At 65.7% G+C, this 17,399-nt stretch carries 18 protein-coding genes; 12 read left to right on the top strand and 6 right to left on the bottom strand.

Features of this window, described 5'->3' with window-relative positions; genetic code table 11:
- Positions 1-69 precede the first annotated feature (69 nt).
- From WG908_RS00915 to WG908_RS00930, 4 genes are read left to right on the top strand one after another with little or no spacing between them, the layout of a single operon-like run.
- Positions 70-582, top strand: coding sequence for a GNAT family N-acetyltransferase (locus tag WG908_RS00915; protein ID WP_340184967.1), 513 nt, complete (start codon positions 70-72; stop codon positions 580-582).
- 55 nt (positions 583-637) lie between these two features.
- Positions 638-1,204, top strand: a complete 567-nt coding sequence (locus WG908_RS00920; RefSeq protein WP_340184668.1) for a DUF1285 domain-containing protein — start codon at positions 638-640, stop codon at positions 1,202-1,204.
- Entirely contained in the window at positions 1,201-1,818 is a 618-nt protein-coding gene (locus tag WG908_RS00925) for a CoA pyrophosphatase (protein WP_340184669.1), read from the top strand. The genes WG908_RS00920 and WG908_RS00925 overlap by 4 nt, the downstream gene beginning before the upstream one ends.
- Positions 1,799-3,010: a CCA tRNA nucleotidyltransferase gene (locus WG908_RS00930; RefSeq protein WP_340184670.1), complete on the top strand. Its 1,212-nt coding sequence runs from the start codon at positions 1,799-1,801 to the stop codon at positions 3,008-3,010. Before WG908_RS00925 ends, WG908_RS00930 begins: the two co-directional genes overlap by 20 nt.
- On the opposite strand, the gene WG908_RS00935 is transcribed toward WG908_RS00930, so the two are convergent.
- The 4 genes from WG908_RS00935 to WG908_RS00950 form a co-directional block, all read right to left on the bottom strand.
- Positions 2,974-4,728, bottom strand: a complete 1,755-nt coding sequence (locus WG908_RS00935; protein WP_340184671.1) for a putative bifunctional diguanylate cyclase/phosphodiesterase — start codon at positions 4,726-4,728, stop codon at positions 2,974-2,976. The genes WG908_RS00930 and WG908_RS00935 overlap by 37 nt on opposite strands.
- 88 nt (positions 4,729-4,816) lie before the next feature.
- On the bottom strand, positions 4,817-7,093 hold the full coding sequence (parC, locus tag WG908_RS00940) for a DNA topoisomerase IV subunit A (RefSeq protein WP_340184672.1): 2,277 nt from the start codon (positions 7,091-7,093) through the stop codon (positions 4,817-4,819).
- A gap of 55 nt (positions 7,094-7,148) precedes the next feature.
- Positions 7,149-7,526 carry a MerC domain-containing protein gene (locus tag WG908_RS00945; RefSeq protein WP_340184673.1) on the bottom strand — a complete coding sequence of 126 codons (378 nt, stop codon included), beginning with the start codon at positions 7,524-7,526 and terminating at the stop codon, positions 7,149-7,151.
- Between the two features lie 81 nt (positions 7,527-7,607).
- Entirely contained in the window at positions 7,608-9,383 is a 1,776-nt protein-coding gene (locus tag WG908_RS00950; protein WP_340184674.1) for a sensor domain-containing diguanylate cyclase, read from the bottom strand.
- 209 nt (positions 9,384-9,592) lie between these two features.
- Between WG908_RS00950 and otsB the strand changes: the two genes are divergently transcribed.
- The 5 genes from otsB to purC all read left to right on the top strand — a co-directional run bounded on the left by otsB (position 9,593) and on the right by purC (position 14,664).
- A complete protein-coding gene (gene otsB, locus WG908_RS00955; RefSeq protein WP_340184675.1) occupies positions 9,593-10,357 on the top strand; it encodes a trehalose-phosphatase in 765 nt (254 codons plus the stop codon).
- Positions 10,358-10,381: 24 nt separating this feature from the next.
- Positions 10,382-12,226 carry a glycoside hydrolase family 15 protein gene (locus tag WG908_RS00960; RefSeq protein ID WP_340184968.1) on the top strand — a complete coding sequence of 615 codons (1,845 nt, stop codon included), beginning with the start codon at positions 10,382-10,384 and terminating at the stop codon, positions 12,224-12,226.
- Positions 12,223-13,617 (top strand): alpha,alpha-trehalose-phosphate synthase (UDP-forming), encoded by a 1,395-nt coding sequence (otsA, locus tag WG908_RS00965; protein WP_340184676.1) that lies wholly within the window; start codon positions 12,223-12,225, stop codon positions 13,615-13,617. The genes WG908_RS00960 and otsA overlap by 4 nt, the downstream gene beginning before the upstream one ends.
- Before the next feature lie 10 nt (positions 13,618-13,627).
- Complete coding sequence (locus tag WG908_RS00970; RefSeq protein WP_340184677.1) at positions 13,628-13,753, top strand: hypothetical protein; 126 nt, start codon at positions 13,628-13,630, stop codon at positions 13,751-13,753.
- A gap of 128 nt (positions 13,754-13,881) precedes the next feature.
- Entirely contained in the window at positions 13,882-14,664 is a 783-nt protein-coding gene (purC, locus tag WG908_RS00975; RefSeq protein ID WP_340184678.1) for a phosphoribosylaminoimidazolesuccinocarboxamide synthase, read from the top strand.
- A 76-nt stretch (positions 14,665-14,740) separates the two neighbouring features.
- Here purC and WG908_RS00980 read toward each other — a convergent pair whose 3' ends face one another.
- The gene (locus WG908_RS00980; protein WP_340184679.1) at positions 14,741-14,890 is read right to left on the bottom strand and encodes a hypothetical protein; all 150 of its coding nucleotides are present in this window, start codon (positions 14,888-14,890) and stop codon (positions 14,741-14,743) included.
- A 158-nt stretch (positions 14,891-15,048) separates the two neighbouring features.
- Between WG908_RS00980 and purS the strand changes: the two genes are divergently transcribed.
- Both purS and purQ read left to right on the top strand, forming a co-directional pair.
- Complete coding sequence (purS, locus tag WG908_RS00985) at positions 15,049-15,282, top strand: phosphoribosylformylglycinamidine synthase subunit PurS (protein WP_340184680.1); 234 nt, start codon at positions 15,049-15,051, stop codon at positions 15,280-15,282.
- Positions 15,283-15,285: 3 nt separating this feature from the next.
- Complete coding sequence (gene purQ, locus WG908_RS00990; RefSeq protein ID WP_340184681.1) at positions 15,286-15,960, top strand: phosphoribosylformylglycinamidine synthase subunit PurQ; 675 nt, start codon at positions 15,286-15,288, stop codon at positions 15,958-15,960.
- A 57-nt stretch (positions 15,961-16,017) separates the two neighbouring features.
- Here purQ and WG908_RS00995 read toward each other — a convergent pair whose 3' ends face one another.
- Entirely contained in the window at positions 16,018-16,566 is a 549-nt protein-coding gene (locus WG908_RS00995; protein ID WP_340184682.1) for a DUF1993 domain-containing protein, read from the bottom strand.
- A gap of 139 nt (positions 16,567-16,705) precedes the next feature.
- On the opposite strand from WG908_RS00995, the gene WG908_RS01000 reads away from it, so the two are divergent.
- Complete coding sequence (locus tag WG908_RS01000; RefSeq protein WP_340184683.1) at positions 16,706-17,296, top strand: anthranilate synthase component II; 591 nt, start codon at positions 16,706-16,708, stop codon at positions 17,294-17,296.
- Positions 17,297-17,399 lie beyond the last annotated feature (103 nt).

Raw genomic sequence — 17,399 nt, forward strand, 5'->3', positions numbered from 1 at the left:
CAGCCGCTAAAGCCCGCCGCTCACCGCGCGCTCCATGCGCCAACAATCGCGGATCGGCAAGACGTGTCAATCATCGTGCCTCTTTTGTCCCTCCCGCCCGAAGCGATCGAGCAGCTGCTCGACGCCGCGTTCGGCGAAGATCGCCACGGCCGCACCGCCTATGCCATTCGCCAGGGCGCGGCGTGGCTGCCGCGCCTGTCCTTCGGCCTGGTGGACGATGCCGGGGCGCTGATCGGCACGTTGCAAAGCTGGCCGGTCGCGCTGACCATGGACTCGGGCGAACAGCAACCGCTCATCATGATCGGCCCCGTCGCCGTCCAGCCCGCGTTCCAGCGCGGCGGCCATGGCCGGGCGCTGATGGACGCTGTCGTCGCCGCCGCTCGTGCCCAGGCCACAGAACCGCTGATGATGATCGGCGATCCCGAATATTATGGCCGTTTCTGGGGCTTTTGCGCCGACGGCACCGCCGGCTGGGACGCCCCCGGCCCGTTCGATCCGCGCCGGCTGCTCGCGCTGTCGGTCGATGGCCGCGCGATCGGCGGCAACGGCATGCTCGGCCCGCGCATCCCCGCCCGCGCCTGAAGCCAAAGCGCAATCTGTCTTTGCGTTCGGACGGCGCGCTCCCTATCTCACAGTCATGCCGATGGACCCGCTGCCCGACCTTGCTTCCCTTTCGCTCGCCGACATCGTCAGGCTGGCGCAGGAAAAGCGGCTGCCGCCGGTCGACAAATGGAACCCCGACCATTGCGGCGACAGCGACATGCGGATCGCGCGCGACGGCACCTGGTATCATCAGGGTTCGCCGATCGGTCGCGAAGCGATGGTGCGGCTGTTCGCCACCATCTTGCGCCGCGAACCCGACGGCTCCTTCGTGCTGGTCACGCCGGTCGAAAAATTGTCGATCGCGGTGGAGGACGCCCCCTTCGTCGCGGTCGAACTCAAGAGCGAGGGCGAGGGCGAAGCACGCAACCTTGCCTTCCGCCTCAATACCGGCGATCTGATCCCCGCCGGCCCCGGCAACGCGCTCGTCGTGCGCGAAGGCGAAGCTGGCCCCCATCCCTATCTCCACGTCCGCGCGGGGCTGGAAGCGCTGGTCGCGCGCAGCGTCTATTATGAACTGATGAACCTGGCGCTGGAAGAAGGCACGGACCCCGTCGGCCTGTGGAGCGAGGGGCAGTTTTTCCGCCTGGACGGCCAGGCATGATCGCCCCGACGCTGGCGGAACGGCTGCGCATGGAACTGGCCGATGGCCTGCGCAACGATGTCCTGCGCGCCGCCGACGTGCGCGACCCCCGGATCGAAGGCGATATCCCGCTGTCTCCCGCCGCCGTGCTGCTGGCGATCACCGACCGGCCCGAACCCGGCCTGATCCTGACCCAGCGCGCGAGCACGCTGCGCCAGCATGCCGGGCAGGTGGCCTTTCCCGGCGGCCGCGTGGATGAAAGCGACGCCGACGAGATCGCCGCCGCCCTGCGGGAGGCCGACGAGGAAATCGGCCTGCCGCGCGACCAGGTCCATGTGATCGGCACCTTCGACCGCTATCACACCTTCACCGGCTTCGACATCATCCCGGTGATCGGCGTCGTGCCCCCCGATCTGCCGCTGCTGGCCCAGGTCGACGAGGTCGAGGACTGGTTCGAACCGCCGCTCGCCTTCCTGCTCGATCCGCTCAACCATGCCCGCCGCAGCATTCATTATGAGGGCAAGGACCGGCATTATTACGAAATCATGTGGAATGGACGGCGGATCTGGGGGATCACCGCCGCCATTCTCGTCAACCTGTCGCGACGCCTGCGCCATGACCGCCTTGCTGCCTGACGCCGAATGGCGGCATCGCCCCGGAATGGCGGGCCTTCTCGATGCGATCGGCGCGCGCGACGGGCTCGCCCGCTTCGTCGGCGGCGCGGTGCGCGATACCCTGCTTGGCCTTCCCGTCCAGGATCTCGACATCGCCACCGTGCTCGATCCGCACGATGTCATCCGCCGGCTCGGGGCAGCGGGCATAAAGGTTGTGCCGACCGGCATCGACCATGGCACGGTGACCGCCGTCATCAACGGGTCGCCGGTCGAAATCACCACCCTGCGGCGCGACGTCAGCACCGATGGCCGGCGCGCCACCATCGCCTATACCGACGACTGGCGCGAGGATGCGGCGCGGCGCGACTTCACCATCAACGCGCTTTATGCCGATCCGATGACGGGCGCGATCACCGATTATTTCGGTGGAATCGCCGATCTGGAAGCGCGCTGCGTCCGCTTCATCGGCAGCGCGCAGGCCCGCATCGCCGAGGATCATCTGCGGATCATGCGCTATTTCCGCTTCCTCGCCCGCTATGGCGATGACGACCCGGACGATGAAGCCTATGCCGCCTGCCGGGACGCCGCCAACAGCCTGATGGCGCTGTCGCGCGAGCGGATCGCCGACGAACTGATGAAGCTGCTGGCGGTCGCCGCCCCCGCCCCCGCCATGGGGTTGATGGTGGCCGGCGACATATTGCGCGCGGTGCTGCCTGAAATCGACATGGCGGGCGTCGCTCGGCTGGACCAGTTGGTGCGGCGCGAGGCGCAGGCCGGGCTTGCGGGCAGCGCGGTCCGCCGGCTTTGCGCGCTGGCGCCTCAGGACGCCGCCGTCGCCGATGCCATCGCCGCCCGGCTCAAATTGTCGAACAGGGCGCGCAAGCGGATCGCGATTGCCCTCGCGCCAGCGCCGGCCGGCGCAACCATGGAGGAAGCGGCCTATCGCCTGGGGCTGGAGGGCGCGACCGATCGCTGCCTGCTCGACCCCGCCTGCGATACCGCGCCGCTGCTTGCGTTTCAGGGCTGGCAGCGGCCGGCGCTGTCGATCGGCGGCGGCGCGCTGATCGCGCGCGGGCTTGCCCCCGGCCCCGACGTTGCCAGGGCGCTGCGCCTGGTGGAGGATCAATGGATCGCGGAGGGCTTTCCGCCGCCCGAACGGGTCGCGGCGCTCGCCGATCAGACCGTTTCGAAATTCCAGCGCGCACGCCAATAGTCATAGGCGTCGTTTTCGGCCATCGGCCGCGCGAAATAATAGCCCTGCCCCTGCCAGCAGCCCATTTCCTGCAACTTGAGCGCCAGTTGCTGGGTCTCGATCCCCTCCGCCGTCACCCGCAGGTTGAGCGATTCGGCGAGCGACAGGATGGTGCGGACGATCACCTGCTTGTCATGGTCGGTCAGCATGGACGACACAAAGCTGCGATCGATCTTCAATATGTCGATCGGCAGGCTGTGCAGGCTGGCGAGGTTCGAATAGCCGGTGCCGAAATCGTCCATCGCGATCGGCATTTGCAGATCCTTGAGCGCGATCAGCAGCTTGCGGGCCTTGTCGGGGTCGGCGATGATCGCGCCTTCGGTGATTTCGGCGGTCAGGCGGCTGCCTGCGACACCTGAAAACCGCAACGCTTCCTCGAACATCGACGCTATGTCATCGCGGGCCATCTGGATCGGCGACAGGTTGACGTTGATGCCCACCGGCAACGGCTGGCCGAACCGCTGGTCCCAGCGCGCCAATGTCTGTGCCGCTTCATAGGCCGCCCAGCGGCCAAGCGTGGTGATGAGGCCGCTTTCCTCCGCGACGGCGATGAATTCGGTCGGCGGCACGATTCCCAATTCGGCGTCGTTCCAGCGCGCCAGCGCCTCAAAGCCCGTAATATCGCCACTCGCCAGGTGGACCAGGGGCTGGAACGCCAGCGTCAACTGGCCCTGCGCCAGCGCGTCGCGCAACCGGCTTTCGACCGAAAAGCGCCGCTGCGCTTCCTTGAGCACGCCGTTGCGATAGATTTCGACCTTGCCGCTGCGCTTGGCGATCTTGACCGCGGCCTGCGCCTTGCGGACGATATCGTCGGGGTCGTCCCCCACGCTCGTCGACAACGCGCATCCGATCGCGCAATCGACCCGTATCTGAAGATTGCTCAGCCGGACCGGCACGTTGAGCGCGTCCTTGACCCGCTGGACGATGTGCAGCGCATCCGACAGGCCGTTGTTCAGTCGCGCGAAGATCGCGAAATCATTGCCGCCGATCCGCGCCAGCACGTCGCCCTGGCGCAGCGCCGACTTCAATCGCTTGGCGACCGTAATCAGCAATTCGTCGCCCGCCATCGGTCCCAGCGATTCGTTCACCCGGCTGAACCGGCTGAGGTCGATCGCGATGATGCCGAAACTTGAATTGGACGGCCAGGAACCGTTGGCCAGCCGGTCATCGATTTCCTCGCCGAACCCGGTACGGTTGGGCAAGGCGGTCAGGCTGTCCGACATCAGCTCGCGGCGCAGATTCTTCTCGATCGTGCGCTCGCTCGTCCGGTCGATCGCGGTGACCAGCAGGCGCGTCGGCCCGACCGCGCTATCCTCCAGCCGCCCGATCGTGCACAGGAAATATTCCGGCCCCAGCTTGCCGTCGCTGCGCAATTCGAAGCTTTCGCTCGCGCGCCCCGCGGCGATGAACCGGCCGATCCGCTCGCTCCAGTCATCGCTCGCCAGACGCCACACCGCGTCCTCCTCGGTCATGGTCAGGAAACGGCGGGCAAAGCGTTCATTGGCCCGGCATACCATGACGCCGGTGTCGTGATGGGTCAGGATGGCCGCCGCCTGCGACAGTGCCGACAGCCAGTGGGACGGGCATTCCACGCCCCCACCATGTGCACCATCCGCCGCGTCTGCGACTTCGCGGCGATACTCTTCATTCGCCTGATGACGCACGGGTGCGGGTTTCATACCCCCGGCTTAGGAGCGAAGGGTAAATATTAGGGAAACATTCGCGTCCATTGCGGGGAGAAAATCGAACAACCGTTAACGCTTGCCATCAAAACTTATTGTCCCGCGGGAAGCCGACCGGCGGCATCCGGCCAGCCGCGCCCCGTGCAACGCGCCACGGGGTCAGGTCCGGTTCGGACCGCGTGCGCCCCGATTCGCCCCCCATGCGCCAGCTCAGCCCCTCGGCCAGGCGAAAGGCGATCGCATCCGACAGGCCGCCATCGCGATAGCGCTGCAACTGCACGCCCGATCCGCGCGCCATTTCGGGCATTTCGGACAGGGCAAAGACCAGCAGCTTGCGATTCTCGCCGATCACCGCGACGCTGTCGGCGCCATCGGGAATCGGCCGGATCACCGCCAGCCTGCCGCCCTCGCGGACGTTGACGACCTGCTTGCCCTTGCGCGTTTCGGCGATGATGTCGGCCATCGCCGCGATGAACCCGCGTCCGTCCGACGCCGCCAGCAACAATTTGCCGCCGCCGCGCACCGGCATCAGCGTGACGATCTGCGTGTCGTTGTCCAGGTCGACCATCAACCGCACCGGATCGCCAAACCCTCGTCCGCCCGGCAGCTTGTCCGCGCCCAGCGTGAAGAACCGCCCGTTCGACGTCGCCAGCAACAGCTTGTCGGTCGTCTGCGCGTGAAAGGCGATCATCGGACCGTCGCCTTCCTTGAACTTGAGCGTGTCGGCGGCGACGAGGTCGCGATGTCCGCTCATCGCCCTGATCCAGCCGCGTTCGGACAGGATGACGGTGATCGGTTCGCGATCGATCATCGCCTCCAGCGGGATTTCGCGCGCCGGCCCGGCTTCCTGCACCAGCGTGCGACGAGCATCGGCTTCGTAGCGTTTGCGCAGCGCGGCCAGATCGCGCTTGAGCCGCGTGCGCTGCCGCGCCGGGCTGTCGACGAGCTTTTCCAGCTCCTCGCGCTCCTTGACGAGGTCGGCATGTTCCCGCCGCAGTTCCATCTCCTCCAGCTTGCGCAAGGAGCGCAGCCGCATGTTGAGGATCGCCTCGGCCTGACGGTCGTTCAGGCCGAACTCCTCCATCATCACCGGCTTTGGCTCGTCCTGCGTGCGGATGATTTCGATCACCCGGTCGAGGTTGAGATAGGCGATGATATAGCCGTCGAGCAGTTCCAGCCGCGCCGCGATCTTGTCCAGCCGGTGCCGCGCGCGCCGCACCAGCACGTCGACCTGGTGCTTGAGCCATTCGATCAGCACCGCGCGCAGCCCCAGCACGCGCGGCGTATGGCTGGCGTCGAGCACGTTGAGATTGAGGCTGAAGCGGTTTTCGAGGTCAGTCAGCCGGAACAGGCTGTCCATCAGCATGTCGGCGTCCACCGTGCGCGCGCGCGGTTCGATGACGATGCGGATTTCCGCGTCGCTTTCGTCGCGCACATCGGCCAGGATCGGCAGCTTGCGGTCGTTGATCAGGGCGGCGATCTGCTCGATCAGCTTGGATTTCTGCACCTGATAGGGGATCTGCGTGACCACCGCGATCCATGTGCCGCGGCCGCCATCTTCCTTGTGCCAGCGCGCGCGGGTACGGAACGATCCTCGTCCCGTCGCATAAGCCTCGGAAATAATGGCCTGATTGTCGACCAGGACGCCGCCCGTCGGAAAGTCCGGTCCCTTCACCACCTGCATCAGCGCGGCATGATCGCTGTCGGGCGCGTCGATCAGCATCGTCGCCGCGTCGATCAGTTCGGTGACATTGTGCGGCGGGATGCTGGTCGCCATGCCGACGGCGATGCCGGTCGCGCCATTGGCCAGCAGGTTGGGAAACAGGCCAGGAAAGACCTCCGGCTCCTCGTCCTCGCCATTATAGGTCGGGCGAAAATCGACCGTGCCTTCGTCCAGCCCGGCCATCAGGTCGCTGGCCGCCTGCGTCAGCCGCGCTTCGGTATAGCGCATCGCCGCGGCGTTATCGCCGTCGATATTGCCGAAATTGCCCTGCCCGTCGACCAGCGGCATCCGCAGCGAAAAATCCTGCGCCAGCCGCACCATCGCGTCATAGACGGACTGGTCGCCATGGGGATGATATTTGCCGATCACGTCGCCCACGACACGCGCGCATTTCTTGTAGGGCGTGGTGTTGCGCGCCGGATTGGCGACCAGCACGTCGGGCGACGCGCCGCCCGGCTCCATCCGCAACAGCCGCATCGCCCACAACAGCCGGCGATGCACCGGCTTCAACCCGTCGCGCAGGTCGGGCAGCGATCGCGCGGTTATCGTGGAAAGGGCATAGACGAGATAGCGTTCAGACAGCGCCGCGTCGAAAGGATGGTCCCTGATGCTGTCGAATGGATCGCGGAAATCGGTCATTACGGCGGAGATAGCAGGCTCGCGCGCGATGGCAAACCGGCATTAGCGGGCGATATCAGCGACCCGCCCGATGGTTGAGGTCATGCCCCAGCGCCAATATGCCCACGCCCAGCAGCGTATAGATGCTCTCCTGCATGCCATGATCCATGGTCAGTGCGCCCGCCATGACCCCCAGCCCCAGCGATCCGATCGCGGCCGGCATCATATAGCCATGCGCCACCGCGCCATGGCCCAGCGCGATCGCGCCGAGCAGGATGGCGAGGACCAGGCCCGCCTCGTGGAACAGGGGATTGTCGAACACCCCGCCCGCCGTCGCCAGCAGGCCCAGGACCATCGCCGTCGCGAAACAATGGGCCACGCACAGTCCCGACAGCGCGATCGCGATGCGATCGACTCGTCCGGTCATCAATGCGTTGCGAAAGCTCTCGGTCATGCTGGCGCCAACATAGGCCAGCCCGCGCAAGGTTACAATATAACATTGCGAATAATGATGCGCCCGTCCGCCTCGCCGACGTCAGGCCGCCAGGCGCAGGCAGTTGCGGCCGCTCCGCTTGGCTTCGTACAGCGCCTTGTCGGCGGCATCCAGCACGGCGGTCGCATCCATCATGCCGTCCAGTTCGACCAGCCCGGCGCTGAAGGTGACGGTGACCGACTGGCCATCGTCCAGCGTAACCGCCATTTCCTCCGCCATGGTGCGCAACCGCTCGCACATCCGGCTCGCCCCGGCCAGGTCGGTCTTGGTCAGCAGGATCGCGAATTCCTCGCCCCCCAGACGGCCGATCATGTCCGACCCGCGAATGCCGGGGCGCAACTGATCGACGAATGCGCGCAACACCTGGTCGCCGGCGCCATGGCCATGCTGGTCGTTGACCGCCTTGAAATGATCGATGTCGATCAGCGCCAGACAGGTGTGTATGCCGGTCCGCGCCTTGGCGATTTCATCGTCCAGCCGTTCCAGCAGCGCCCGCCGCGTCGCCGCGCCGGTCAGTTCGTCGACATAGGCGGCGGCCTTCAGCTCGCGCTGGACCGCCTTGTGGCGCGACATGTCGCGGATCGTACTGACCACGCCCGACGGCTCGCCGCTGTCGTTCAGGATCGCGCGCATCACCATTTCGCACCAGGCCGATTCGTCGTTCATCCGGCGCGGACGGAATTCGACCATGTGGATATCAGCGGTTTCGTCCAGCGCCCGGCGATGGGTCAGGACCACCGTCGCATGGTCGGCGACATGCACCAGTTCGGTCACATGCTTGCCGATCAGGTCCTGCGCCTGCACCCCGGCATGGTCCAGTACGGACGGCGATGCATACCGAATGAAGCCGCGCATATCCAGGTTCAGCACCACGTCGCCGCTATGGTCGGCCAGGATGCGATAGCGCGCCTCGCTGTCGCGCAACAGCGCGAACAGCCGCTTGCGCCCGTTCAGTTCGGCCGCCACCGGCACCGAAATCAGGAAGCTGACGGCCAGGTAGAGCTGGAAGAACTGGACGCGCGTTCCCATCGGCACATCGAACATGTTTATCGGCCCGACACCGCCGAACGTCGCCGATCCGCCGATCCCGGCCAGCAGCAGGATCGCTCCCGAAGCGCCCAGATAGCCGACGCGAAAGGAAATGATGACCAGCGGCAGCATCGGCAGGAACAGCAGCGGATAGGTCGCCTGATAGAAGACCCGCCAGGTCAGCAACGCAAACAGGCCGAGCAATATCAGCGCCTCGATCTTGGTCCGGCGCGAACTGTCCTTGAACCAGCGGCCAAGCTCGCCTTGCAACAGCAACGCCAGCATCGGCATGCAGGTCAGCCCGCCCAGCACATGGCCGCTATACCATTGCAGCCAGCTGCTCCAGAATCCGTTGTCCGTCAGCGCCGAAGCGACCGCCGCCGCGCCCAGCCCGGCGATGACATTGGCAATGCCGCACAGCGCCACGACGAACACCAGCAATGGCTTGAGCGATCCGGCAATGACGCTGCTCGACCCCTTCCACCTGTAGATCACGGCGACGATCAACGCCTCGACGATGTTGATCGCGGCCATCGGCACCGCCGCTACGGGTCCCATGCCGAACAGCGCCGTGGCGGCCGTGCTCGCGATCGCGCAGGCGACGATTGATTTCCACCAATATCGTGTCGGCGACGTGATCAGGTCGGCCATCAGAAAGGCGTTGGCGACCCAGATAAAGGCCAGCCCGCCTTCGAATCGAGACACCAGCAGCGCGGCCATCGCCGCAACGAAATATACCCCGCCGGTAATGACGGGCTGAAACATCGAAAGGGTGCGAATATTATGCATGGTTCTTGGCCCCTGCTTATCCGCGGATAGTTAATATTCGCTCACTTCGCGGGCCTCGCGGCGACACCAAATGGCGTCTGGTCGGGACGTGATCGCATGGCGTGCCCGGCGCGGATGGGCCGGCCAGCGGGTCCCGGCTGACCAGCGGACAACCGCCAGAATGCCGAACGGGGGTTGCGAATGTCACCGCGCGCGCCACTTTAGGGGGCGTGTCCCGTTCGCCCCTTCCCGTTGCTCCCCCGCTTCCCCCGCCGCCTTTCGCGCTGCTCAACGGCGCGGCGCTGTTCCTCGACTTTGACGGCACATTGGTCGACATCGCCGACACGCCCGACAGCGTGCGGGTGGATCGCGCGCTCGTGCGGTTGCTGCACGCGTTGCGCGCGGGCCTCGATGGACGCCTGGCCATCGTCAGCGGCCGGTCGGTCGGCACGCTGCGACAGCTTGGCCTGGGCGACTTCCTGCTTGCCGGCACCCATGGGCTGGAACTTGTCCGCCCCGGCCAGCCGGTGGACGCGCCGGTGCCGCTGCCCGCGATCGACGCGGTGGAATCCCGGCTGCTCGCCTTCGTCGCCGACCGGCCCGGCCTGCTGGTCGAACGCAAGCCGCTGAGCGTGGGCCTGCATTTCCGGCTCGCCCCGCTGGCGGCCGACGCATGCGAAGCCATCGCCACCACCCTCGCCGCGCAGTTCGGCCTGCATCTTCAGCGCGGCAAGATGCTGTTCGAACTGCGCCCCGGCGGCGCGGACAAGGGCAGCGCCGTCACCGCGCTGATGGCCTGCACGCCCATGTCGGCGGGCGTTCCGCTGTTCATCGGCGACGATGTCACCGATGAGGAAGGCTTCGCGGCCGCCGCCGCGCTCGGTGGACATGGCGTCCTTGTCGGCCCGCACAGGACGACGCTCGCCGCATGGTCGTTGGAACAGGTTGCGGCGGTCAGGCATTATCTCAGCGAGGGCGTCGCGGCCATGGGCTGATCGGCGCGCCTTGCAATGACCATTATGGGGGCCAGACCGATCCAGACCGCACAGCATGACGAAGATATTTCCCACACCCGCACGCTCGATCTGTGGCCGATAGGCAATTGCCAGGCGTCCGCGCTGGTCGATGACGCCGGTCGCATGATATGGGCCTGCGTCCCGCGCGTCGACGGCGACCCCCTTTTTTCCGCGCTGATCGACGACAAGGCCTGGAATGCGGACGACGCACGCGGCTTCTGGGCAATCGAGCTTGAGAATTGCGCCACCGTCGAGCAGCATTATCTGCGCAACACGCCTATTTTGGTGACCCGCCAGTCGGACGGCAACGGCAACGCCGTCGAAACCTATGATTTCTGTCCGCGCCACCGCGCCAAGGGGCGCATGTATCGCCCGGTGGCGTTCGCCCGCATCGTGCGCCCCGTTTCGGGCAGTCCCCGCATCCGCGTCCGCCTGCGCCCCACGACCGCGTGGAACGCCGAAGCCGTGCCGATCACCTATGGCTCCAACCATATCCGCATGGTCCTGTCCTACATGGCGATGCGCCTGTCCACCAATGCCCCCATCGGTCTCATCGCGCAGGAAAGCTGGTTCCGCCTGGAACATGACATGCATTTTTTCCTGGGGCCGGACGAAAGCTTTTCCGACGCGCTGCGCCCGGCGATGGAACGGATGCTGGACGACACGATCCACGAATGGCAGCTATGGGTGCGCGGCCTCGCCATCCCCCCCGAATGGCAGGAAGCGGTAATCCGGTCCGCCATCACGCTCAAGCTGTGCCAGCATGAAGAGACCGGGGCGATCGTCGCGGCGCTGACCACGTCCATTCCCGAACATGCCGATTCGGGCCGCAACTGGGATTATCGCTACTGCTGGGTCCGCGACGCCTATTACACGGTCGAAGCGCTCAATCGCCTGGGCGCGCTCGACGTGCTCGAATCCTATCTCGAATATCTGCGCAACATCGTCGACGGCGCGCGCGGCGGTCATATCCAGCCGCTCTACGACGTGCGCGGCAACGCGACGCTCACCGAATGGGAAGCGGACACGCTGCCGGGCTATCGCGGCATGGGTCCGGTGCGGGTGGGCAACGCCGCCTATTCCCAGGTCCAGCACGACGCCTATGGCCAGATCGTGCTGTCGTCGGTCCAGGGCTTCATCGACCGGCGGCTGCTGCGGATGGCGGACGAAAATGATTTCGAGGCGCTGGAGGCGGTCGGCGAACGGGCCTGGACGGTCTATGACCAGCCGGACGCGGGCCTGTGGGAATTGCGCAACCGCACCCATGTCCACAGCTACAGCGCGGTGATGTGCTGGGCCGCGTGCGACCGCCTCGCCCATGCCGCGCAGGCGCTGAACCTTGCCGATCGCCAGGCGCACTGGCAGGACCGCGCCACCGCCATGAAGGCGCGCATCCTCGCATCGGCATGGCGCGACGACAGCCAGGCGATTTCCGCCAATTTCGAGGATGACGCGCGCGACGCCTCGCTCCTCCAGCTGCTCGACCTGCGCTTCCTCGACGCAGACGACCCGATGTTCCTGGGTACGCTGGCCGCGCTGGAGGCCGACCTGCGGCGCGGCAACGACATGCTGCGCTACAGCACGCCCGACGATTTCGGCGAACCGGTCACCGCCTTCAACGTCTGTACCTTCTGGCTGATCGAGGCGCTGCACCGCACCGGACGGCGCGAAGAGGCACGGACCTTGTTCGAGGAGATGTTGTCGCGACGCACGGCCGCGGGCCTTCTGTCCGAAGACATCGACCCGCAGACCGGCGAGCTGTGGGGCAACTATCCGCAGACCTATTCGCTGGTGGGCATCATCAACTGCGCCGTCCTGTTGAGCAAGCCCTGGAGCGCCATGCGATGAGCCGCCTTATCGTCATCTCCAACCGCGTAAGCCGCCCCGGCACCTCCGGCAGCCAGGGCGGCCTTGCCGTCGCCCTGTCCGAAGCGTTGCGCGAAAGCCGGGGCATCTGGTTCGGCTGGTCGGGGGAAACGACCGATCATTTCACCGGCCAGATCGGCTTTAGCGAAGACCAGGGCGTCAAGACCGCGACGATCGACCTGGAAGAACAGGATGTCGACGAATATTATAACGGCTACGCCAACAAGACGCTGTGGCCGCTGTTCCATTTCCGCATCGACCTGGCCGAATATGCCCGCGATTTCGAAGGCGGCTACAATCGCGTCAACCAGCGGTTCGCCGACACCGTCAGCCCGCTGGTCGAACCTGACGACATCGTCTGGGTGCATGATTATCACATGATCCCGCTGGGACAGATGCTGCGCCAGCGCGGCCACGGCAACCGCATGGGCTTTTTCCTCCACATCCCCTGGCCGCCCACCCGCCTGCTCGTGTCGCTGCCCCACCACACCAAGCTGGTGCAGACCCTGTTCGCCTATGACCTGGTCGGCTTCCATACCGAAGAATGGCTCGAATCCTTCCGCCACTATGTCGAGCGCGAGATGGGTGGCAAGGTCGCCGGCGATTTCGTGACCCTTGGCGACCGCACCATCCAGGCGATCGCCTGCCCGATCGGCATCAACGCCCGCGAATTCGCCGCCGCCGCCGACAGCGCGGAGGCAAAGGCGATTTACGACCAGATCCGCGCGTCCCTGCGCCAGCAGGCGATGATCGTCGGCGTCGACCGCCTCGACTACAGCAAGGGCCTTGAAGAACGCTTCAACGGCTATGCTCGCTTCCTCAAGGATCATCCCGAACATCACCGCAAGGTCGTGCTGACCCAGATCGCCCCGCCCTCGCGTGAGGATGTGGGCAGCTACCGTCAGATCCGCGCGACGCTCGATTCGCTCGCGGGCCGCATCAACGGCGAATATAGCGATGTCGACTGGACCCCGATCCGCTACGTCAACCAGGGCTATCCCCGCGACAAGCTCGCCGGCATCTATCGCGCCGCGCCGATCGGCCTCGTCACCCCCTTGCGCGACGGCATGAACCTGGTCGCCAAGGAATATGTCGCGGCGCAGGACCCGGACGATCCGGGCGTCCTCATCCTCTCGCGCTTCGCCGGCGCGGCGATGCAGCTGCGCGACGCGCTGCTCATCAACCCCTACAGCCCGGAGGAAATGTCGGACGCGATCCAGCGCGCCCTCGCCATGCCGCTCGACGAGCGGCGGCGGCGGTGGCGGGCGATGATGGACAGCGTCGAAAGCCAGGATATCGGCTGGTGGCGCGCAGACTTCACCGCCCGCCTGACCGCCCTGCGCGATGTTGAACCGGATCGTGTGCCGGGCTAGTCGTCCATCCATGGACGAAGATGAACCACGCGGCCTGATCGCCGCCATCCGCAACCGATCGGGCGTAATCGTCGGCGTCATCGGCCTCATCGCCTGGGCGGCGATGCTCTGGGCGATGTTCGGCGATGTGCTGTGACTCCCATCCAATTGCACCCTTGCGCGCTTTGCTCTACAGGCCACCCCTAGCAGCCCCGGCACCCGCTGATCTTTTTCGATTCGGGTTTGCCGGGGCGCATTGTTTTTGAAGCAAGGTCAGGAACATACATGTCCCGTCGCCGCCAGATTTACGAAGGCAAGGCCAAGATCCTTTACGAAGGCCCCGAACCGGGCACGATCATCCAATATTTCAAGGATGACGCCACCGCCTTCAACGCCCAGAAAAAGGGTACGATTTCGGGCAAGGGCGTGCTCAACAACCGGATTTCCGAACATATCTTCACCCTGCTGGGTCAGATCGGCATTCCCACGCACTTCATCCGTCGCCTCAACATGCGCGAACAACTGGTGCGCCAGGTCGAAATCATCCCGATCGAGGTCGTCGTGCGCAACGTCGCCGCCGGATCGCTCAGCAAGAAGCTGGGGATCGAGGAAGGCACGCAACTGCCGCGCACCCTCATCGAATATTGCTACAAGGACGACGCGCTGGGCGACCCGCTGGTGTCGGAAGAACATATCGCCTGCTTCGGCTGGGCGACGCAGGAAGAAATGCACGACATCGCCGACATGGCGATCCGCGTGAACGACTTCATGTGCGGGCTGTTCGCGGGCATCGGCATCCGCCTCGTCGACTTCAAGCTGGAATTCGGCCGCCTGTGGGACGGCGAATATAGCCGCGTGATCCTGGCCGATGAAATCAGCCCCGACGGCTGCCGCCTGTGGGACATTGTCACCAACGAAAAGCTCGACAAGGACCGGTTCCGCCGCGACCTTGGCGGCGAAGTCGAAGCCTATCAGCAGGTCGCCCGGCGCCTGGGGCTGCTGCCCGAGGGCGTGGACACGACGGTGCTGGACCTCGACACCCACCGCAAGAAGCGCGGCAAGGAATAGGGGCGACCTCCCTCCCCGGATCGGGGAGGGGCCTGCCCGGCGGCCAGCACCCTCGCCCGATCGGGCCGGCCAGTCCTCAACGGTTCGATCTATACCCGACCAGCAGGCCAAAGCTGAATGTCGCCAGCAGGGCAAGCTGCACCTTGCCATGCGGATCGTCATAGCCGACGATCTGCTGGCCCCAGGCGAACAACGCCACGAACATGGCAAGCGCTAGACCGGACATTCCCGCACGTCCCTTTTCCCCCAAAGCGAAACGATAGCGCAACGGTCGCTAACAAAGCGATAATGGCCCCCGCCCCCCGATCCGCGCCATTATGCTTGATCCCCGCCCGCACCCCGCCTAGGGGGTGCGGCAAAGCCGACCAGCCAGGAGCCAGTCCCATGAAAGCCCGCATCTTCATCACCCTCAAGGGCGGTGTCCTCGATCCGCAGGGCCGGGCGATCCACCATGCGCTCGACGGCCTGGGCTTTGACGGCGTCAATGACGTGCGCGCCGGCAAGCTCATCGAACTCGACCTGGCCGACGGCACCAGCGACGAGGATATCGACGCGATGTGCCGCAAGCTGCTCGCCAACACCGTCATCGAAAATTACCGCGTCGAAAAGGTCGCCTGAGCCATGAAGAGCGCCGTCATCGTCTTTCCCGGCAGCAATTGCGACCGCGACCTGGCCTTGGCGTTCGAAACGGCGAGCGGCGTCAAGCCGGCGATGGTCTGGCACCGCGACACCGAACTTCCCGACGATATCGACCTGATCGGCGTCCCCGGCGGCTTTTCCTATGGCGACTATCTGCGGTCCGGCGCGATGGCCGCGCGCTCGCCGGTGATGCAGGCGGTGGCGCGCGCGGCGGCGCGCGGCGTCCATGTCCTGGGCATCTGCAACGGTTTCCAGGTGCTGACCGAAAGCGGCCTGCTGCCCGGCGCGCTGCTGCGTAACGGCAAAGGCCATTTCGTCTGCCGCGACGTCGCCCTGACGGTGGAAAACACGCAAAGCGCCTTCACCAGCCGCTATGACGCGGGCGAGACGATCCATTATCCGGTCGCGCACCATGACGGCAATTATTTCGCCGACGCGCAAACGCTCGACCGCCTCGAAGGGGAAGGCCGCGTCGCGCTCCGCTACGCCGACGCCATCAACGGCTCGGCCCGCAACATCGCCGGCATATTGAACGAAGCCGGCAACGTGCTGGGCATGATGCCCCATCCCGAACGCGTCATCGAACCCGCGCATGGCGGCACCGATGGGCAGCGCCTGTTCGCGGGCCTGGTCGAAGGGCTGATGGCGCGGGCCTGACCCGCTACGTCTGCCGTCCCTTCGCGCCGGGGGACGATGGACGATCGGCCCTCCCGCTCACGGCGTTTTGCGAATGGCGCCCAGATAATCCGTCTTGCTGAGCGGCAGCCCGGCGACGCGCAAAATGTCATAGGCCGTCGTCGCGTGGAAATAGAAATTGGGCTGCGACAGGCTCATCAGCAAGTCCTGGCCGGTAAACTCCCATCGCATCACATCCCCTATCGCGAAGATGACCGTCTTGTCGCTCAGCGCCTCGACATCGGCGGCGCGAAGCGCGCCCAATCTGTCGGCGGCGTCCTTCGCCAGCGCCCTCAAACCGGCAAAGCTGTCGGGCGGCGGCGTCCGGTCCGGCGCAACGACGCCCTTGCGCGCCCCGTCGATGGCGCCGATGGAATGCACCGCACAGCTTTTGACCTGATAGGCGAAGTCGGCCATGTCCGGTGTCAATCGCGCGTTGATGAGCGTTTCGGGCGGCAAGGCCATGCTGGTGCAATGCGCCTCGGCCTTGTCGATCAGGTTCGACACCGATCCCAGTATCTGCAGGCAGCCGGGCACGAAAGCGTCATATAATGTCATCATGTCCGTCGCCCAGCTCCCCTCGACCATGCGCCGCTCATATCGGCAGCGTCGATATAGATCAGATTCCGGGGCAGGGCCAACACCGCCCGCCGTCACCACGCATGTCCCGCCGAACGCGCCAAAACCCCCTCGACCCGGCCTCGCCCCCGCCCTATACCCCTCCCCCATGATCCTCGTCATCGACAACTACGACAGCTTCACCTGGAACCTGGTCCATTACCTCATGGAACTGGGCACGGAGGTCGAAGTCGTTCGCAACGACGCCATTTCAGCGGGCCAGGCGCTCTCCAGCGGCGCGCAGGCGTTCCTGCTGTCGCCGGGTCCCTGCACCCCCAACGAAGCGGGCGTCAGCCTCGACCTCGTCGCCGCCTGTGCCGATGCGGGCGCGCCGTTGCTGGGCGTGTGCCTGGGGCATCAGGCGATCGGCCAGCATTTCGGCGGCCATGTCGTGCGCGGCGGCCTCATGCACGGCAAGACATCGCCGATCGACCATGACGGCACCGGGCTGTTCGCCGGCATCCCCTCGCCCTTCACCGGCACGCGCTACCATTCGCTCATCGTGCAGGACATTCCCGGCTGCCTGATCGTCAACGCGACCAGCCAGGACGGATCGGTCATGGGCTTTCGCCACGCGACCCTGCCCATCCATTCGGTCCAGTTCCATCCCGAAAGCATCGCCACCGAATATGGGCATGAGATGCTGGCCAATTTCCTGAAGATCGCTGACATTCCGGTCCGCCGCCGGCAGGCCGCCTGAAACGCCTGTCCTACAGGACCGGGCGTGGTTTATGATCGCTCCGGTTCTTTCCCATCGTTCGCTTGCCCGACTTTCCGATAGGATCAGGCCCACGACATAAAAT

Source organism: Sphingobium anseongense (assembly GCF_037725245.1).
GTDB lineage: Bacteria > Pseudomonadota > Alphaproteobacteria > Sphingomonadales > Sphingomonadaceae > Sphingobium.